Genomic DNA, 17,333 nt, shown 5'->3' on the forward strand with positions numbered 1-17,333 from the left:
GCCCTCACCCGGCCACGGGGTCGCGAGCTGGGATTCTTGAGGATGCTCTGAGGTTGCCGGCGACTGGTCGGCCGGTCAGGTGACGCGCAGCCGGTAGCCGACGCCGCGTACCGTCTCCACCAGACCCGGGTCGTCCAGCTTGCCGCGCAGCGCGGCGACGTGGACGTCCAGGTTGTGCCGGGTGGCCCAGGTGGTCTGCCAGACCTCGAGCTGCAACCGGTCCCGGGGCACCACCGTGCCCGCCTGCCGGGCCAGGGCCACCAGCAGGTCGAACTCCTTGCGGGACAGGCCGACCTCGCGGTCACCGACCCGCACCCGCCGGGCATCCACCTCGATGCGCAGGGCACCGACCCACAGCGTGGTCGCCGGCCGGACGGTACGGGCGGTGCGCCGCATCACCGCCTCGATGCGTGCCTGCAACTCGACCATCGAGAACGGCTTGACCACGTAGTCGTCGGCGCCGGCCCGTAGCCCGGCCACCCGGTCGTGCTCCTCCGCCCGGGCGGTCACCGCGATGATCGCGACCCCCTCGTCGTGCTGGCGGATCCACCGACACACCTCCAGGCCGTCGCGGTCGGGCAGGTTCATGTCGAGCAGCACCAGGTCGACCGGATCGGCCTCGACCGCCTCGGCGGCCGTCACCGCCTGGACCACCTCGTGCCCCCGCCGCCGCAGCGCCGAGGCGAGCCCCGCCGAGACGCGCAGGTCGTCTTCCACCAGGAGCACCCGCACCCGCGCCCTCCTCGGACCGCACCGCTGCCGGATGCCTGCGAGTGTGTCGGATGCGCAGCCGTGCCGACCAGTGTGGACACAAGATCGTAACGGCGGACCGAACCACCCGAACAGGTCCGGTGGCACCCGGCGGTGCGGTCCCACGTGCCGCCCGGCGGTGTGCCCGCCGGGCGGGTCAGCCGACGGCGGCCTTCAGCACCCAGGACGTCACCCGGGGATGGCCGACCAGCTCGGCCCGGCCGGTGCACCAGAGCAGCACATCGACCGGATCCCCGGCCGGGGCCTGCGGAAAGAGCCGGGCGAGCACTGCCGCGCACAGCTCCGCCGGTGGCCGCCAGTCGATGCCGAGCCCCTGGGCGATGTCCCAGGTGTGCACGAGCGTCTCGTTGACCCCGAGTGCGGCGAAGCCACCCGGGTCGGTCGGCCCCCAGTGCCAGCCACGGGCGGCCGGTTCGGCGGCACCGACCGCGTTGCTCAACAGCCGCCCGCAGGCGGTGACCACGGCGAGGACGTCGCGCGGTGCGGCGTCGTCCCGGACGGCCAGGTCGAACGGCAGGTACGCCTCGTCCGGGCGGGCCGCGACCTGACCCGCGTACGCCAGCAGGTCGTGGGCGACGTGGGCCGCCGTCGTCCAGCAACTCCACTCCAGGGTCCCCGCCCGGTGCTCCCGCCAGTCCCGCGACACGTGCGGCGTGAGCGTCCGCACCATCTCGGCCACCGCCTGGTCGACTTCGCCACCGTCCATCCCCGTCATGTCCACCATGCTGCCAGTCGCCCGGCCGGCCGGCGGCCCCGTCTTTTCCGGGGCTGCCGCACCAACCGGGTGAGCGGTACCGTGCCGCCCATGAGTCAGCAGGTGCGGGTCCGACCGATCTCGCTCGGCGGGCGGGTGGTGCTGGCGGCCCAACTGTCGATGCTGGCCGCCGCGCTCGTCGGCAGTTTCGGTGTGCTGCTCACGGCCGCCCTGCGCGTCGACGACCTGCCGGCGCTGCTGAGCCCGGGGGTGGAGCGGTTGGGCGATCCGAAGGACTCCCTCCCGCCCTTCGGGCCCGACTCGGTGTGGAATCCACTGCTCTGGGTCTTCGAACTCAGCCGCGTGGTGGCGATGTTCGTCCAGCCGCTTGCCGCGCTGGCCCTGCTTCTCGGGTTGGTGTCCCTCGCCCGCACCTGGCAGGTCGGCGATCGGTCCACGTTCCGTCGGCTCGCCGTCGGCACCGCCCTGTGGTGCGCGACAGCCGTCCTCGCGCTGACCCCGTACGGCATGCGACTGCACCACTGGCTGCTGGACTAGGGGTTGCCGCCAGGGGTCGTATAGCGAGTGCTGTCGGTCGGGGCTGCTACCGTCCCGCATTCGCTGGCGCCGATCCGGGCGACGCGTTCCGACAGGGGCCACCGGCTGGCGGGGGAGAGGGTGCACGCAATGGGCGACGAGGAGAAGAGCGCGCTGTCGATGTTCCTGAGGGCGCAGCGGGCAAGCGTCCTCGCGATCATCGACGGGCTCGACGTGACGGCCCTGACCACCGCCGTGCTGCCCTCCGGGTGGACGCCGCTGGGCCTGGTGGAACACCTCGGCTACGCCGAGCGGCACTGGTTCCAGGAGATCATGTTCGGCTCGGTCGAGCCGCTGGCCTGGCCCGACGACGACCACGCGCCGTTGACCACGCCCCGACCGCCGGCGGTGGTGCTGGAGTTCTACCGGGCCCAGTGCGAGCGGTCCGACGCCGTCCTCGCCGGCACGCCGCTGTCCGCGCCGGTACGCCAACGGCACCCCGGTCCGCTCGGAGATGAGATCACCGACCTGCGGCGCGTCGTCCTGCACATGATCGAGGAGACCGCACGCCACGCGGGTCATCTCGACGCGGCGCGCGAGTTGCTCGACGGCCGGACCGGCCTCGGGCCCCGATAGCCGGCCACCCGGTCAGCGTCGCCCGACCTGCGGCCGGCTCAGCGCCCCGACCGGCCGAGGGCCAGGTCGGGGCGACTGCGAGCGGGCCGGAAGCGCGTCAACGACGGCAGCGGTCAGCGCAGGCCGGCGGCGGCGAGCAGGTTGCCCTCCGGGATCGCCGGCAGGGCCCGCCCGTGTGCCATCTGCCGCGTCGCGCGGTCGGCGGTGAACGTCGGTGCCTGGGCGATCGCCGAGGCGTACGTCGAGGCGGTACGGCTGGCGATGGCGGCCCAGCCGTACCGGTCGTGCACCATGGCCCGGGCCCGGCGGGCCAGCGTCCGGGCGCGTTCGGCGTCGGAGAGCAGGGTGTGCACCGCGTCGGTGAGCGCGTCCGGGTCGTGCGGCCGGAAGGTCACCCCGGTGACGCCCGGCTCGACGATCTCGGCCAGCCCGCCGGTCTCGGCGACCGCCAGCGGCGCACCGGCGGCGGCGCCCTCCAACGCGACCATGCCGAACGGCTCGTAGATGCTGGGCACGGCGAAGCAGTCCGAGGCGGCCATCACCGCGGGCAGGTCGGTGCCGCCGAGGAAGCCGGGCAGGCTGACCGTGCCGGCGAGGCCGAGTCGACGCACGTCGGCCTCCAGCTCACCCCGGTACGGTCCGTCGCCGACGATCACCGCGCGCAGCCCCGGGTGCCGCTCCCGCAGCCGGGGCAGCCCGGCGATCAGGTGCTGCACACCCTTCTCGTACACCAGCCGGCCGGCGAACGTGACCAGCGGACCGTCCCCGGCGAACCGGGCCCGCGCCGCCGCCACGGCGGCGGCGGAGACCCGCCAGCGATGCGGCTCGACCCCGTTGGGCACCACGTCGACCCGCCCGTTCGGCACGCCGAACAGGCCGGTCACCTCGTCGCGCATGTAGCCGGAGCAGACGATGACCCGGTTCGACTCGCCGCCCAGCCAGTGCTCCACCCCGTGGATGGTGCGGTTCATCTCCTCGGGCAGCCAGCCTTGGTGCCGGCCGGCTTCGGTGGCGTGGATGGTGGTGACGAGGGGGAGGTCGAGGTGGTCGCGCAGGGTCATCGCGGTGTGCGCGACGAGCCAGTCGTGGGCGTGGATCACGTCGTAGCCACCGGTGGCGGCGGCGCGCAGCGCGGCCCGGGTCAGGGTGTGGTTGAACGCCATCGTCCAGGCCAGCAGCGAGCTGGTGGCCAGCGGGAACGTCACCGGGTCCTCGGCGGCACGGACGACGCGCACCCCGTCGACGTACTCCTCCAGCGGGGCACCGTCGGTGTGGCGGGTGACGACGGTGACCTGGTGACCGGCGGCGGCCAGGGCCACCGACAGGGCGTGCACGTGTCGACCCAGCCCACCGACGAGCACGGGTGGGTACTCCCACGACAGCATCAGGATGCGGCGGGGCTGCGACCCGGCGGTGGGACCGGACGACGCCGGGACCTGGGAACGCGAGGTGAGCGTGGGGCGGTGGACGCGGTCCGAAGCGGTGGCGGTCCGTCCGCCGACCCGCAGGGTGGTCACATCAGTCTCCGTCCGTGCAGGAAGGAACGCGCCGACGTCGGTGGCGGCGAGCGGGCAGGGTTGGGTTTCGGACACGCGTGAACGCGCCGGCGGTGCGAGGATCTGGTAGGCGCGCGGACGACGCGCCCGCGAACAAGGAAACGTCATGACGGCCGATCCCGCATCTCGAAGAGGGCCTCAGTGACCGACGACACCGCAGGGTTCATCTGGACTCGGACGCGCGGACACCGGGCATTCACCCGATCGGATGGATTGGCGGTGGACCGTGCGGGGCATTACGGCCGCGCGCATCACCGGTGGCTCCGGCGGGTGCGCTCATGGTGCGGGCGCGCTCATGACATGTGGGCCGAAGGAGCGAGATGCAGGTCTGGCCGGGCGAGCGATACCCCCTCGGGGCCACCTACGACGGGATGGGCACCAACTTCGCGATCTTCTCCGAGGTGGCCGAGAAGATCGAACTCTGCCTCTTCGACGAGTGGGACGTGGGCCACGAGCGCCGGGTCGAGCTGCGGGAGGTCGACGCGTACGTCTGGCACGCGTACATCCCGGGGGTCGGGCCGGGCCAGCGGTACGGCTACCGGGTGCACGGCCCGTACGACCCGGCGAACGGGCTGCGTTGCAACCCGGCCAAGCTGCTCATCGACCCGTACGCCAAGGCCATCGACGGTGACGTGCGGTGGGATCCGGCGGTCTACGACTACGTCCACGGCGACCCCGAGCGGATCAACACCGACGACTCGGCGCCGTACATGCCGAAGTCGGTGGTGGTGAACCCCTACTTCGACTGGGGCAACGACGCGCCACCGCGTATCCCGTACCACCACTCGGTCATCTACGAGGCCCACGTCCGCGGGCTGACCATGCGGCTGCCCGGCATCCCCGAGGAACTGCGCGGCACGTACGCCGGCATCGCCTCGCCCCCGATGATCGAACACCTGACCCGGCTCGGGATCACCGCCATCGAGCTGATGCCGGTGCACCAGTTCGTCAACGACCACCGCCTGACCGACCTGGGGCTGCGCAACTACTGGGGTTACAACACCATCGGCTTCTTCGCCCCGCACCACGCGTACTCCGCCCTGGGCCACCTCGGCCAGCAGGTGCAGGAGTTCCGGGGCATGGTCAAGGCGCTGCACGCCGCCGGCATCGAGGTGATCCTCGACGTGGTCTACAACCACACCGCCGAGGGCAACCACCTCGGGCCGACGCTGAGCTTCAAGGGCGTCGACAACCCCAGCTACTACCGGCTGTCCGAGGAAGACCGGCGCTACTACGTCGACTACACCGGCACCGGCAACAGCCTCAACGTCCGCAGCCCCCACTCCCTGCAACTGATCATGGATTCGTTGCGCTACTGGGTGACCGAGATGCACGTCGACGGCTTCCGCTTCGACCTGGCCGCCACCCTGGCCCGCGAGTTCTACGAGGTGGACCGGCTCTCCACCTTCTTCGAGGTGGTGCAGCAGGACCCGGTGGTCAGCCGGGTGAAGCTGATCGCCGAACCGTGGGACGTCGGCCCCGGCGGCTACCAGGTCGGCAACTTCCCGCCGCAGTGGACCGAGTGGAACGGCAAGTACCGGGACACCGTCCGCGACTTCTGGCGTGGTGAACCGGCCACCCTCGCCGAGTTCGCCTCCCGCATCTCCGGCTCCGCCGACCTCTACCAGGACGACGGCCGCCGCCCCTTCCACAGCATCAACTTCGTCACCTGCCACGACGGGTTCACCCTCAACGACCTGGTGTCGTACAACGACAAGCACAACGAGGCCAACGGCGAGGACAACCGCGACGGCGAGAGCCACAACCGCTCCTGGAACTGTGGTGTCGAGGGCGACACCGACGACCCCGGAATCCTCAGCCTGCGTGCCCGGCAGCGCCGCAACTTCATCGCCACCCTGCTGCTGTCGCAGGGCGTACCGATGATCGGCCACGGCGACGAGCTGGGCCGCACCCAGCGGGGCAACAACAACGCCTACTGCCAGGACAGCGAACTGGCCTGGATCGACTGGGACGACGCCGACACCGAGCTGCTCGACTTCACCCGCCGGCTCGTCGAGTTCCGCCGCCAGCACCAGGTGTTCCGGCGTCGCCGGTTCTTCACCGGCCTGCCGGTGCACGGTCGCGAGGTCGACGAGCCGCTGCCCGACCTGGCCTGGTACACCCCCGACGGTCGGGAGATGACCGGCGAGGACTGGGGCAACGACTTCGGCCGCTCGGTGGCGCTGTTCGTCAACGGCGAAGGCATCCGCGAACGCGGCCAGTACGGCCAACGCCACCACGACGACTCGTTCTGGCTCTGCTTCAACGCCCACGACGCACCGTTGGACTTCACCCTCCCGCCAGCCGAGTTCGGCCACCGGTGGGAACTGGTGATCAGCACCGCCGAACCGGACCAGGACAAGGGCACCACCGTGGAGGCCGGCGGCACGCTCTGTGTACCGGACCGCTCCCTGCTGGTGTTGGAGAGGGTGGCCTGACATGCCCGCGAAGCCCGTCACCGCCACCTACCGGGTGCAGGTGCGCCCCGGCTTCGACCTGGCCGCCACCGCCGACCTCGCCGGCTACCTCGCCGACCTCGGCGTCACCCACCTCTACAGCGCGCCGCTGCTGGCCGCCGCCCCGGGCAGCGCGCACGGCTACGACGTCGTCGACCACCGGCAGGTCAACCCGGAACTCGGCGGCGAGGCCGGCCGGCAGCGGCTGCTGCGGGCGCTGCGCGACGCCGGCCTCGGTCTGGTCGTGGACATCGTGCCGAACCACGCCGGAGTGGCCGTGCCGGCCGCCAACCCGGCCTGGTGGGACGTGCTGCGCCGGGGCCGCGAGTCGGCGTACGCCGGCTGGTTCGACATCGACTGGCAGCGGGGACGGCTGCTGCTGCCGGTGCTCGCCGACACCCCCGACGCGCTCGACGACCTCAAGCTCGCCGACGGGGAGCTGCGCTACCACGAGCACCGCTTCCCGGTCGCCGACGGCACCGGCGACGGCACCGCCCGCGAGGTGCACGACCGGCAGCACTACGAGCTGGTGTCCTGGCGACGCGGCGACGCCGAGCTGACGTACCGCCGGTTCTTCGCCGTCTCCAGCCTGGCCGGGCTGCGGGTGGAGGACCCGGACGTGTTCGCCGCCACCCACGAGCTGGTCCTGGCCTGGGCGGCGGCCGGCGAGGTCGACGGCATCCGGGTCGACCACCCCGACGGGCTGCGCGACCCCGCCGGCTACCTGGCCCGGCTGCGGGAAGCCGCCCCCGAGGCGTGGCTGATCGTGGAGAAGATCCTGGAGTACGGCGAGGAACTGCCCGGCTGGCCGGTCGACGGCACCACCGGCTACGACGCGCTGGGCGCCGTCGGAGGGCTCTTCGTCGACGGGGACGCCGAGGCCGACTTCACCGCCCTGGACACCCGCCTCGCCGGCCGGGCCACCTCCTGGGCCGACCTGACCCACGACACGAAACTCGGTGCCGCCACCCGGCTGCTGGCCGCCGAACTGACCCGGCTGGCCGCGCTCGCCCCCGACGTCGACCCGGACGCCGCCCGCGCCGTCCTGGCCGAACTCGCCGCCGCCTTCGCCGTCTACCGGGGCTACCCGCCCGACGGCGCCCGGCACCTGGCCAACGCCCGCGCCGAGGCCGGCCGCCGCCGCACCGACCTGACCGGCGCGCTGGACGCGATCACCCGCCGGCTGCGCGACCCCGACGACGAACTGGCCCGCCGCTTCCCACAGTTCACCGGCGCGGTGATGGCCAAGGGCGTCGAGGACACCGCGTACTACCGGTGGAGCCGCTTCATCGCCCTCAACGAGGTCGGCGGCAGCCCCACCCACTTCGGCACCCTGCCCGGCCGGTTCCACCGCTTCGCCGCAGCCCGCCACGAACGCTGGCCGGCGAGCATGACCACCCTGTCGACCCACGACACGAAACGGGGCGAGGACGTCCGTGCCCGCCTCGCCGTCCTCGCCGAGCTGCCGCAGCGCTGGGCCGAGACGGTCACCCGCTGGATGGCCGCGGTGCCGCTGCCCGACGCCGCCCTGGCCCACCTGCTGTGGCAGACCGCCGTCGGTGCCTGGCCCATCGAACGCGAGCGCCTGCACGCGTACGCGGAGAAGGCCGCCCGGGAGGCGGCGGCCTCGACCAGCTGGACGGACCCCGACCCCGCCTTCGAACGCGCCATGCACGCCCTGGTCGACGCCATGTACGACGACCCGGCCGTCACCGCGGAGCTGGCCGCCTTCGCCGCCGAGATCACCCCGCCCGGCTGGTCGAACTCGCTCGGGCAGAAACTCGTGCAACTGGCCATGCCCGGGATACCCGACACCTACCAGGGCACGGAGCTGTGGGACAACTCCCTGGTCGACCCGGACAACCGCCGGCCGGTCGACTTCGTCGTACGCCGGGAACTGCTGGCCCGGCTCGACGCCGGCTGGCAGCCGCCGGTGGACGAGACCGGCGCGGCGAAGCTGCTCGTGGTGTCGCGGACCCTGCGGGCGCGTCGCGACCACCCGGAGCTGTTCGGCGACTACCAGCCGCTCATCGTCCACGGGCCGGCGGCCCGGCACGCCGTGGCCTTCGACCGGGGCGGCGCGGTCGCCGTGGCCACCCGGCTGCCGCTGCGGCTGGCGGCGGCCGGCGGCTGGCGGGACACCACCCTGTCACTACCCGTTAAAGAGATGTCGTGCCTGTTCACCGGTCGGGTCTACAGTGGCTCTCAGGTCCGTCTCACGGACCTGTTGACCACCTATCCCGTCGCGCTGCTGGTGCCCACCACCTGACCCGGGAGGCTGCGTCATGACCGAGTTCACCGTCTGGGCACCCGAGGCGAGACGGGTGAGGCTGCACCTGCCGGGTGTCACCGACCACGAGATGCGGGCCGGCCGGGGCGGCTGGTGGCGCGTCGAGGTGCCCGACGCCGGCACCGACTACGCGTTCCTGCTCGACGACGACGACCAGCCGCTGCCCGACCCCCGGTCGGCCTGGCAGCCCTCCGGGGTGCACGGCCCCAGCAGGATCTACGACCACGCGGCGTTCCGCTGGAGCGATGGCACGTGGACCGGCCGGCAACTGCCCGGCAGCATCCTGTATGAGCTGCACGTCGGCACCTTCACCCCGGAAGGCACCTTCGACGCCGCCATCGGCAGACTCGACCACCTGGTCGACCTGGGTGTCGACATGATCGAACTGCTGCCGGTCAACGCCTTCAACGGAGAACACAACTGGGGCTACGACGGCGTCTGCTGGTACGCCCCGCACGAACCCTACGGCGGACCGGACGGCCTGAAACGGTTCGTGGACGCCGCCCACGCTCGCGGTCTGGGGGTGATCCTCGACGTCGTCTACAACCATTTCGGGCCCTCCGGGGCCTACGCGCCGAAGTTCGCGCCCTATGTGGGGGAGCGGCACACCCCCTGGGGTCAGGCGATCAACCTGGACGGCCCGCACTCCGACGGGGTGCGCCGGTTCATCATCGACAGCGTGCTGATGTGGCTGCGCGACTACCACGTCGACGGGCTGCGCCTGGACGCCGTGCACGCCATGCCCGACACCCGCGCCGTGCACCTGCTCGAAGAGATCGCCGTCGAGGTCGAGAGCCTCTCGACCCACCTGGGCCGCCCGCTGTCCCTGATCGCCGAGTCCGACCTCAACGACCCTCGGCTCATCACCCCCCGGGAGGCCGGCGGCCACGGCCTGCACGCCCAGTGGAACGACGACGCCCACCACGCCCTGCACACCCTGCTCACCGGCGAACGGCAGGGCTACTACGGCGACTTCGGCACCATGGAGTGCCTGGTGGAGGTGCTCACCGGTGGCTTCTTCCACACCGGCACCTGGTCCAGCTTCCGCAGCCGCCAACACGGCCGCCCGGTCGACCAGCGCACCCCTGGCCACCGCTTCGTCGCGTACCTGCAGAACCACGACCAGATCGGCAACCGCGCGGTCGGTGACCGCCTCTCGGCCTCGCTGTCCCCGGCGCTGCTGCGGGTGGGTGCGACCCTGCTGATGACCGCGCCGTTCACCCCGATGCTGTTCATGGGGGAGGAGTGGGCCGCCTCGACGCCCTGGCAGTACTTCACCTCGCACCCGGAGCCGGAACTGGCCACCGCGGTCGTCTCCGGCCGCCGCGCGGAGTTCGCCGCCCACGGCTGGCCGCCCGGCGACGTGCCGGACCCGCAGGACCCGCAGACCTTCCTCCGGTCCCGGCTCGACTGGGCTGAGCTGGACAAACCCGAACACCGCGAGATGTACGACTTCCACCGCCGCCTCATCGCCCTGCGCAAGTCCCGCCCGGAGCTGTCGGATCCACACCTGTTCGCGATGGAGGTACGCCACGGCGACCAGTTCCTGGTGATGCGCCGGGGTGGCTGCCTGGTCGCGGCGAACCTGGCCGGCAAGCCCCAGCGGGTGACCCTGCCGGGGGTGGCGAGGCGGGTTCTGCTGGCAACCGGGAGCGGTGTCACCGTGCAACGCGACCGCATCGAGTTGCCAGCAGAGACAGCAGCCATCGTCGCATTGTGATCCAGTGGACCCGAACCGGTGATGCTGGACATCAATCGTTGCTGTCACCATCGCGACAGTCGACTTGACCTTCTAGCGAAAGCTAGTTGGCTTGCGTCGGTTAGCTTGGGATGAGCCGGTGTTCTGGAGGTCGATATGGCCGGGATGCTCTACTATCCTTTCGCGAATGCGCCCCGGTCGGTTTTGCAGCGGGCGATCCTTTACTGGGATAATCTTGCGACGGTCGTGGCTCCGGGATGGGAAGCCAGGCTGAGCGCGTGGATGCGAGAGGTTCAGGATGCGGGCCTCTATCGACCACTCGAAGCCAATCGTGCATTCGGCCCTTATGCGCTCCACGAGATCGAAGGGGAACTCGAACGTGTGCTGAGAAGGATTCCGACCGACGACCTGCTGCCGCCAACGGCACCGCCGAGCGGCGAATTCAGTACGCTCCACGTCGAAAAGCTGCATGGCAGCGTCGTCGATGAACTGCTGCAACGGCAGTTGGTGTATCCTCACCCGGACAGCCCCTCCCGGCTTGTGGCCGCGCCCGCCTTGCTCAACGTCGTGGTGAGCCTTATCGCCGGACGAATCGCAGCCGAGCACAATGATCGTTCCGGCTGTATCGGGCCGGAAGGGTTGCGCCCGTACACGGACCATGAGGTTGCTCACCGCCTCGGTACGGAGCCGCTGTCGGACTATGACGTGACCGCCTGTTGGCACGTCGATGTAGGGTCGCTGCTGCCGGTTCCGAGCAGTGACATTCGAATCAACGATCTCGTCCGTTTTCGCGAAGAATATGATGACGAGCGTCAGCGACTGATGTTCGCAATCGATGAGATGCTTCACAGGCTGAAGCAGGCTGGCCGCCATCCGCAGGACGCCTTCAGTCTGGTCGAAAAAGAACTCAGCGAAGCGTTGACCGATGTGCGTGCTGCTGCCCAAGGTCGGAAGTTGAACCTTGTTGCTCGGCCGCTTGCGGTGACGGTCGCCATCGGGGCTGCCGGCATTGGGGCGATCGCCGAGCCGGCACTCGCTGTTCCTATGGGAGTCCTCTCCTCGATCGTGGTGAATATGGCGACGGGTCGAATCCGGCGCGCCGGTAATGACTCAAGAAAACTGGCAGACTTCAAGTACTTGCACCGCGTGAAAGAAGCAGTAGGAGGTGCTGCTTGAGCGATAATCGCGGCTGAAAACAGCTAATCGGGGGCGAGGGTGATTAAGACGCTCTGCCGCATCCGGCGCCGACGTTCGCGCGGGATGGGGTGAGTTGTGAACCTTTCAGGGGGCTTACGGGCGGCTTTGAAGCCAGGCGAGGGGTTGTCCGGTGAGGGCGGCGTCGGCGAGACGGTGGGCGGATGCGGTCTTGAGGGCGGCGCGGGAGCTGTCGATCCAGCGCTGAACGTCGTCGATGCCCTGATGCCGGTACTCGACGGCTTGGACGAGGCATTCGAGTTTGTCGGCGTCGCGGGCGACGATGGATTCGAGGGTTTCGCCTGCTTCGTACTCGGCGACGGCAGCGTTGATGACGTCGGCGACGACGGGTGGGCAGGCGGCGACCTGGTCGGCGGTGACGGTGGTGTTGGGCACGGCGGTGAGGTAACGCTTGGCGATGTGCGGGATGTCGGTGATCCGGGTTTCCTGGGTGTCGTGCAGGGTGCAGAGCATGGAGACCCGAGCCGGATCGGCGCCCTCCATCGAGGCGAGGATCATGCCGATGATCGCGGTGCGGAACGAGTGCTCGGCGATCGACTCAGGGTGCTTGACCCCGGCGAACCACCAGCCGGTGCGGGCGGCGCGTTTGAGCACACCTGCCTCGAAAATGAAGCTCATCGCCCCGGCGGCCTCGTGGTCGTCGCTCATGTGCCCGTCCTTGTGCCCGTGATTCCGTCCGCTCGCAGGCTGTAGACGATAGACGTTAGTTCCTGCCTGGACTGTGCAGAGATGCTGTAGTGATCGAGTAGGGCGGTGCTGCGGTCGACCAACGCTCGGCTGGTGGCAGGGTCGTCGTGGGAGAGTCCTCGCCGGGCGGCGAGCAGAGCCCACGTGTTGTGAATGTTGAGGTCCACGAACGGGTGTCCGGCTCTGAGGCGCGCCACCAGGTGGCGGAGGAGGCGTGACCCGCGCCAGTCGGTGCGAGCGGCGGGCATGAAGGAGTCGTTTCGCTGGCGGTAGGGAAGTTCGCCGACCCAGTAGGCCGAGTAGTTCAGCGCCGCGTGCTGGCAGGCATCGTCCGGGTGGGCGCGTGCGATGAAGTCGCGGAGTGGTTCTGGGTTGCCTTGGTTGGCCAGCGAGGTGACCACTGATCGGGCGTCAGCCCACGTCGGTGACCAGGTGTGGAGGCTGGTCATCCGGCGTGCCGTCCGGGAGTTGTGCTGCGCGAGCCAGGAGGCGGACTCCTTCGTGGGATCGGTGCCGGCGAGGAAGCAGGCTTGCCGGTGTAGCAGGTCGTGCCGACCAGCGGCAGCACGTTCGGCCAGCACGTGAAGTTGCTGGAAGAAGGCGTGACGCTGATCGGCGGGGAGGATCGGTCCGTCGGCGACCGGACCTCGGCGCGGGTGAGGTGATGGGAGGTCTCTCACGAAGCTCGGTCGTCGGCCGGTGACCGCCCAGACGATCAGATCACTCAGCCGGTGGGTGAGCACCGACCAGCCAAGCGCTTGTTGACTCAGGTCGGCTCGCTCCATCTGCTGGTCAAGGATGTTGGCGACGATGGAGTCTGCCTCGGCGGCGTCGTCGACGGCGGCAAGCAATCGGACACTGGCTCCGAGCCTGCCAAGCTTCTGACGGACTGTGAGCGCCTGCCCGAAAGGCACGGCCGTGAAGGACCGTCGCCCGGATTCCCAGCTCTGCACCGTTGCGCGGTCGACCCCCAACTCGGCGGCAACTTGTTCCTGCGTCAACGGGATGGACTCGCGGATCAGCTTCAGCAAGTACCCGGTCACGTAGCCCTGCGGCCTGGACGATCGAGCGTGAACCGACACCTATACCCCCACGTTGACCAGTGGTCGATGTTTGTCCCGCCGACTGCCTCTCTCGCGCGGAGCGTGGCCTGCGCATCCGTACTGCTGGTGAGTCCTACGACTGCCGTCGTGATCGTAGCGTCGTGATTACTGAGAGTGCCACATCCGGGCCGTGATTCGAGTTCGGCCATGTCCGCACTGCTGGAAAGGACACGACATGTCTGGGGCACGCGACAAGTCGGCGGTGAGCCGGAGCGAGCAGGTGGAGGCGGCTGAGCGCGAGGCGGCTAGGCGGCGGCTGTTGGAGCAGGCTGAGGCGGAGCGCGTACCGGTTGAGGAGACCACGCGGGCGGTGCCGGACCGGCGGTGGCGGCGTGAGCAGCGGTGAGCTGCCGATCGGTCGGCGGGTGGCGCGCTGGCGGGTCCGGCGTGGGATGACCCAGCAGATGCTCGCCGACCGGTTGGGTAAGTCGAAAAGCTGGGTGGACAAGGTGGAACGGGGTGCCCGGCGACTGGACCGGTACCCGACGATCCAGCAGATCGGCGAGGTGTTGCGGGTCGATCCGATGGTGCTGCTCGGTCAGCGTCGCCCGCCGCAGCAGCAGGATGCCGGTACGCCGGACGGGGTGGACGGGATCCGGGCGGCGCTGGCCCGCTACGACCGGGCGCTCGGCGATCCTGTCTCGCCTGTCGAGGTGCGTCGGCAGGTCGAGCATGCCTGGTTGAGTTTCCAGCATGCGCACTACGCGCCGTTGGTGCGGGCATTGCCGGGGTTGCTGGACGCCGCTCATGCGTCGCCGGTGCGAGACCTGCTAGTGCAGGCGTACCGGATCACCGTGTCGGTGCTGGTGAAGCTCGGCGAGGCCGACCTCGGCTGGCTGGCCGCAGACCGGGCGATGGGCGCGGCGAGCGGTGACGCGTTGCTGTCCGCGTCGGCGGCGGTGTCGGTGGGGCAGGCGTTGCGGGCGCTGAGCCGGCACCGGCTGGCCCTGGCCGCGACGAATGCCGCCGCGAGCCACCTCGGGCCACACCATGCCGCCGTACAAGGAACGTTGCTGCTTGAGGGTGCGCTGGCTGCCGCAGGGTGCGGCGAAGCCCGACGTGCCGCCGAGTTGATTGGATGGGCGGCCGGGCTCGCCGCCAAGGTTCGTGAAGACACGCAGCGGACTGGGTTCGGGCCGGCGGCCGTCGAGTTGGCACGGGTGGTGGTGGCGATCGAGTTGGGGGACGCGGGGGCGGCGGTGCACGGCCACTCGGTGATCATGCGGCGGGACGGATGGCGGCGGTTGCCGGCCGAACATCGGGGCGCGTATCTGGTGGACGTGGCGCGGGCGTACCTCCAGATCGGTGACCTGCGAGGTGCGGCCCGCGCGCTGGTCGACGCCGACGCCATCGCGCCGGCCGAGATCCGCTGCCGGCCGTTGGCGCGTACCGTCATCGCCGATCTCGCCCACCGTCACCCGGTCCCGGCCGGCGTCGCTCGCCTGGCCACCCTCGTCGGTCTCACCCGCTGACCAGCCCGGCGGATCAGCGGCCGGCGCGTTTCCAGGCGCGGTAGAACTCCTTGTATAGGAAGCGTTGCACCGGGGTGCCGGTGGCGGAGACCTGTTTGCCGAGCGCTCGTGCGCCGATCCACATGCCGGCGACCTTGGGTACGCCGGGGACCGACTCGGTCACCGATGCCACCCCGTTGACCAGCTCCTGTTCGACCGGCGAGAGCGCCACCCGGCGCAGACCGAGCCGTTCCAGGAGCTGTCGCTTCGCCCCGTTGATGTCGCGGGCGAGGCGGAGATGATCCTCGTCGGTGACGCAGCGGGCGACGGCGGCCCGCAGCTCGGCTGCCTTGTCCCGGTAGTCGGCGATCCGGGCGACGATCAGGTCGATCCATTCGCGTTCACCGAGCCGGCCGGTCTCGTTCGCCTGCCAGAGACGGCCGCCCAGCAGCGGAAGTTCGAGTTCGAGAAGCTGTACGCGGTGCGTGTCGCTGTCGTCCGCGGCCGTCACGAGGGACTGGTGGATCCCCCGGATGGCCTTGATGACGTCGAGGACCACCGTTTCCGTCGCACCCTCGGTGGAGAGGTCGAAGGTCAGCAGGAAGTCGCGCCGAACGGGATGGGCCTGATAGGACAGGCTGGTGGCGTCCGCGCGCGCTTGATACTTCAGCCCGCGCGCCAATGTCGCCGCGACGTAGACCTCCTCGCCAGGCGGCGCCATCAGTCGCAGCGGGCCACGTAGCACGATCGAGGCCGCCCGTGCCCAGGTGCCGAAAGGGTCGTCCTCGACCCCGTCGGAGGTGGTGATTCGATCCGTGTGATGACCGGCGACCCGTACATTGGCCGCCTGGAAGGCGCACCAGCCGTGGATGCGCTTCGACAGCGAGTTCCGTGAGTCGGGCAGGGCATCGTCGCAGGTGACAGCCTGCCCGATGAACTGACCGAGGACCTGGTTGCCGCGCCAGCTCTGTAACTCGTGCAGCGCCGCTTCCTCGGCCTCGCGTACCCGACCGGTTTCGTCATCGGTCAGTTGCAGAGGATGCAGCAGTCCCGCGCCGGCCAGCGCCCGGAGGAGATAGGGCCTGGCCCCGAAGTCGACGGCCCTGGGGTGGGCGAGTACCGGGTGGGCCACCCACACCCGTTCCATGAAGATCAGCGATTGGATCAGTTCGACAAACGCTTGGCGGGCGAACGGGTCGTCGGGCCGAGTCGCGCGGTTCTGCGCGACGACGAAGTCCTCCGCGCTGATGATCGACGTGACGTCTACGAGGACTTCGGTGTTCCGGTGGGGGAGTCCCGGGCTAGCTCCACGAACCACTTGACGGCCTCCGGGCGACCCATCACGGTGCTGGCGAAAGTCGGCTCAGGTTGGGCGAGCGTCTCCATGGGCACCGGCAGATGACGGCTCCCATTCACATCTGTGGACATTAGACCGACGATCTCACCGAGGCACAAGCCTGCGAGGCCGTCCCAGACCTTCTGGCGAGGGCGGTAGAAGAGGTCGAAACGCGGTGCGTCCGTCGTGAGATCGGTGAGGTTCAGGGCGGTACGCAGCATGTCCAGCGTCTGTGACGTGGTGCGCGTCTTCAGGGCGTAGCCGGCCTCGGCCATGGCAGTCTCGTGCGGCGGGGCTTCCGATCGGGCGCTGCGGGTCAGGGATGCGACACGGACGGATTCGCTGTTGTACGCCGCCACGCTGCCGTTGACGGTGATCGTCTGGTTGGCCCGGGAGGCGACCACCACGATCGGCTTGCCGCCGTCTCCCAGCTCAGGCGCGACGATGAGCGCGGCAACCGGCTCCCGTCGCTCCAGTAGGCAGACGACCGAGCAGAATTCGGTGCTGCGCGGATTGACGAACTCGGCGGTGCCATCGATAGGGTCGATCACCCAGATCCGCTCGGGTTCCTCGTCGTGACCGGGCCGCCAAGCACCGCTGCCCGACTCCTCCGCCAGCACGCGAGCCTCGGGGTCCACCGCGCGGATCTTTCTTATGATCATGTCTTCGACCGCGAGGTCGGCCTCCGTGAGCAGGGTGTGGTCGGCCTTCTCCTGCCTGTCCAACTCCGTTACCCGGGATCGGTACGAGGCGAGGACGGTCAACAGTTCCGTCGTCAGGTCGGCCCACAGCGGGTCAAGATTCATCGACTCGACACTCCTCGCGACCGGCTCGGCACCGCCCTCGATCGATGGTCCCATCATTCCACTCCGGCACTCATTCGCTGAGCTGGCTCCGTGCCA

Annotated in this window: 15 protein-coding genes; 8 read left to right on the forward strand and 7 right to left on the reverse strand. The window is 70.1% G+C overall.

What is annotated here, in order from left to right; all coding sequences use genetic code 11:
* Positions 1–75: 75 nt before the first annotated feature.
* Positions 76–732, reverse strand: coding sequence for a response regulator transcription factor (locus O7605_RS23265; RefSeq protein ID WP_269741122.1), 657 nt, complete (start codon positions 730–732; stop codon positions 76–78).
* A 175-nt stretch (positions 733–907) separates the two neighbouring features.
* Positions 908–1,477 carry a hypothetical protein gene (locus O7605_RS23270; RefSeq protein WP_269742726.1) on the reverse strand — a complete coding sequence of 190 codons (570 nt, stop codon included), beginning with the start codon at positions 1,475–1,477 and terminating at the stop codon, positions 908–910.
* Positions 1,478–1,576: 99 nt separating this feature from the next.
* Here O7605_RS23270 and O7605_RS23275 point away from each other — a divergent pair, with 99 nt between their 5' ends.
* On the forward strand, positions 1,577–2,023 hold the full coding sequence (locus O7605_RS23275; protein WP_269741123.1) for a hypothetical protein: 447 nt from the start codon (positions 1,577–1,579) through the stop codon (positions 2,021–2,023).
* A gap of 129 nt (positions 2,024–2,152) precedes the next feature.
* Positions 2,153–2,638 (forward strand): DinB family protein, encoded by a 486-nt coding sequence (locus O7605_RS23280; protein WP_269741124.1) that lies wholly within the window; start codon positions 2,153–2,155, stop codon positions 2,636–2,638.
* Positions 2,639–2,751: 113 nt separating this feature from the next.
* Here the strand turns inward: O7605_RS23280 and O7605_RS23285 are convergent, their stop codons facing one another.
* Positions 2,752–4,155 (reverse strand): glycosyltransferase family 4 protein, encoded by a 1,404-nt coding sequence (locus O7605_RS23285; RefSeq protein WP_269741125.1) that lies wholly within the window; start codon positions 4,153–4,155, stop codon positions 2,752–2,754.
* A gap of 359 nt (positions 4,156–4,514) precedes the next feature.
* Here O7605_RS23285 and glgX point away from each other — a divergent pair, with 359 nt between their 5' ends.
* The 4 genes from glgX (at position 4,515) to O7605_RS23305 (ending at position 11,815) form a co-directional block, all read left to right on the forward strand.
* Entirely contained in the window at positions 4,515–6,632 is a 2,118-nt protein-coding gene (glgX, locus tag O7605_RS23290; protein ID WP_269741126.1) for a glycogen debranching protein GlgX, read from the forward strand.
* 1 nt (position 6,633) lies between these two features.
* Positions 6,634–8,919 carry a malto-oligosyltrehalose synthase gene (gene treY / locus O7605_RS23295; RefSeq protein WP_269741127.1) on the forward strand — a complete coding sequence of 762 codons (2,286 nt, stop codon included), beginning with the start codon at positions 6,634–6,636 and terminating at the stop codon, positions 8,917–8,919.
* Positions 8,920–8,935: 16 nt separating this feature from the next.
* The gene (treZ, locus tag O7605_RS23300; RefSeq protein ID WP_269741128.1) at positions 8,936–10,660 is read left to right on the forward strand and encodes a malto-oligosyltrehalose trehalohydrolase; all 1,725 of its coding nucleotides are present in this window, start codon (positions 8,936–8,938) and stop codon (positions 10,658–10,660) included.
* Between the two features lie 135 nt (positions 10,661–10,795).
* Complete coding sequence (locus O7605_RS23305) at positions 10,796–11,815, forward strand: DUF6236 family protein (RefSeq protein WP_269741129.1); 1,020 nt, start codon at positions 10,796–10,798, stop codon at positions 11,813–11,815.
* Between the two features lie 114 nt (positions 11,816–11,929).
* Here O7605_RS23305 and O7605_RS23310 read toward each other — a convergent pair whose 3' ends face one another.
* Positions 11,930–12,502, reverse strand: a complete 573-nt coding sequence (locus O7605_RS23310) for an HD domain-containing protein (RefSeq protein WP_269741130.1) — start codon at positions 12,500–12,502, stop codon at positions 11,930–11,932.
* Positions 12,499–13,623 (reverse strand): helix-turn-helix domain-containing protein, encoded by a 1,125-nt coding sequence (locus O7605_RS23315; RefSeq protein WP_269741131.1) that lies wholly within the window; start codon positions 13,621–13,623, stop codon positions 12,499–12,501. Before O7605_RS23315 ends, O7605_RS23310 begins: the two co-directional genes overlap by 4 nt.
* A 196-nt stretch (positions 13,624–13,819) precedes the next feature.
* Here O7605_RS23315 and O7605_RS23320 point away from each other — a divergent pair, with 196 nt between their 5' ends.
* The gene (locus O7605_RS23320; protein WP_269741132.1) at positions 13,820–13,990 is read left to right on the forward strand and encodes a hypothetical protein; all 171 of its coding nucleotides are present in this window, start codon (positions 13,820–13,822) and stop codon (positions 13,988–13,990) included.
* Positions 13,977–15,116: a helix-turn-helix domain-containing protein gene (locus tag O7605_RS23325; protein WP_269741133.1), complete on the forward strand. Its 1,140-nt coding sequence runs from the start codon at positions 13,977–13,979 to the stop codon at positions 15,114–15,116. Before O7605_RS23320 ends, O7605_RS23325 begins: the two co-directional genes overlap by 14 nt.
* A gap of 13 nt (positions 15,117–15,129) precedes the next feature.
* On the opposite strand, the gene O7605_RS23330 is transcribed toward O7605_RS23325, so the two are convergent.
* A complete protein-coding gene (locus tag O7605_RS23330; protein ID WP_269741134.1) occupies positions 15,130–16,242 on the reverse strand; it encodes a hypothetical protein in 1,113 nt (370 codons plus the stop codon).
* A gap of 116 nt (positions 16,243–16,358) precedes the next feature.
* Entirely contained in the window at positions 16,359–17,237 is an 879-nt protein-coding gene (locus O7605_RS23335; RefSeq protein ID WP_269741135.1) for an inositol monophosphatase family protein, read from the reverse strand.
* Between the last annotated feature and the right edge of the window lie 96 nt (positions 17,238–17,333).

Origin of the sequence: Verrucosispora sp. WMMA2121, from assembly GCF_027460185.1 — a bacterium.
GTDB lineage: Bacteria > Actinomycetota > Actinomycetes > Mycobacteriales > Micromonosporaceae > Micromonospora > Micromonospora palythoicola.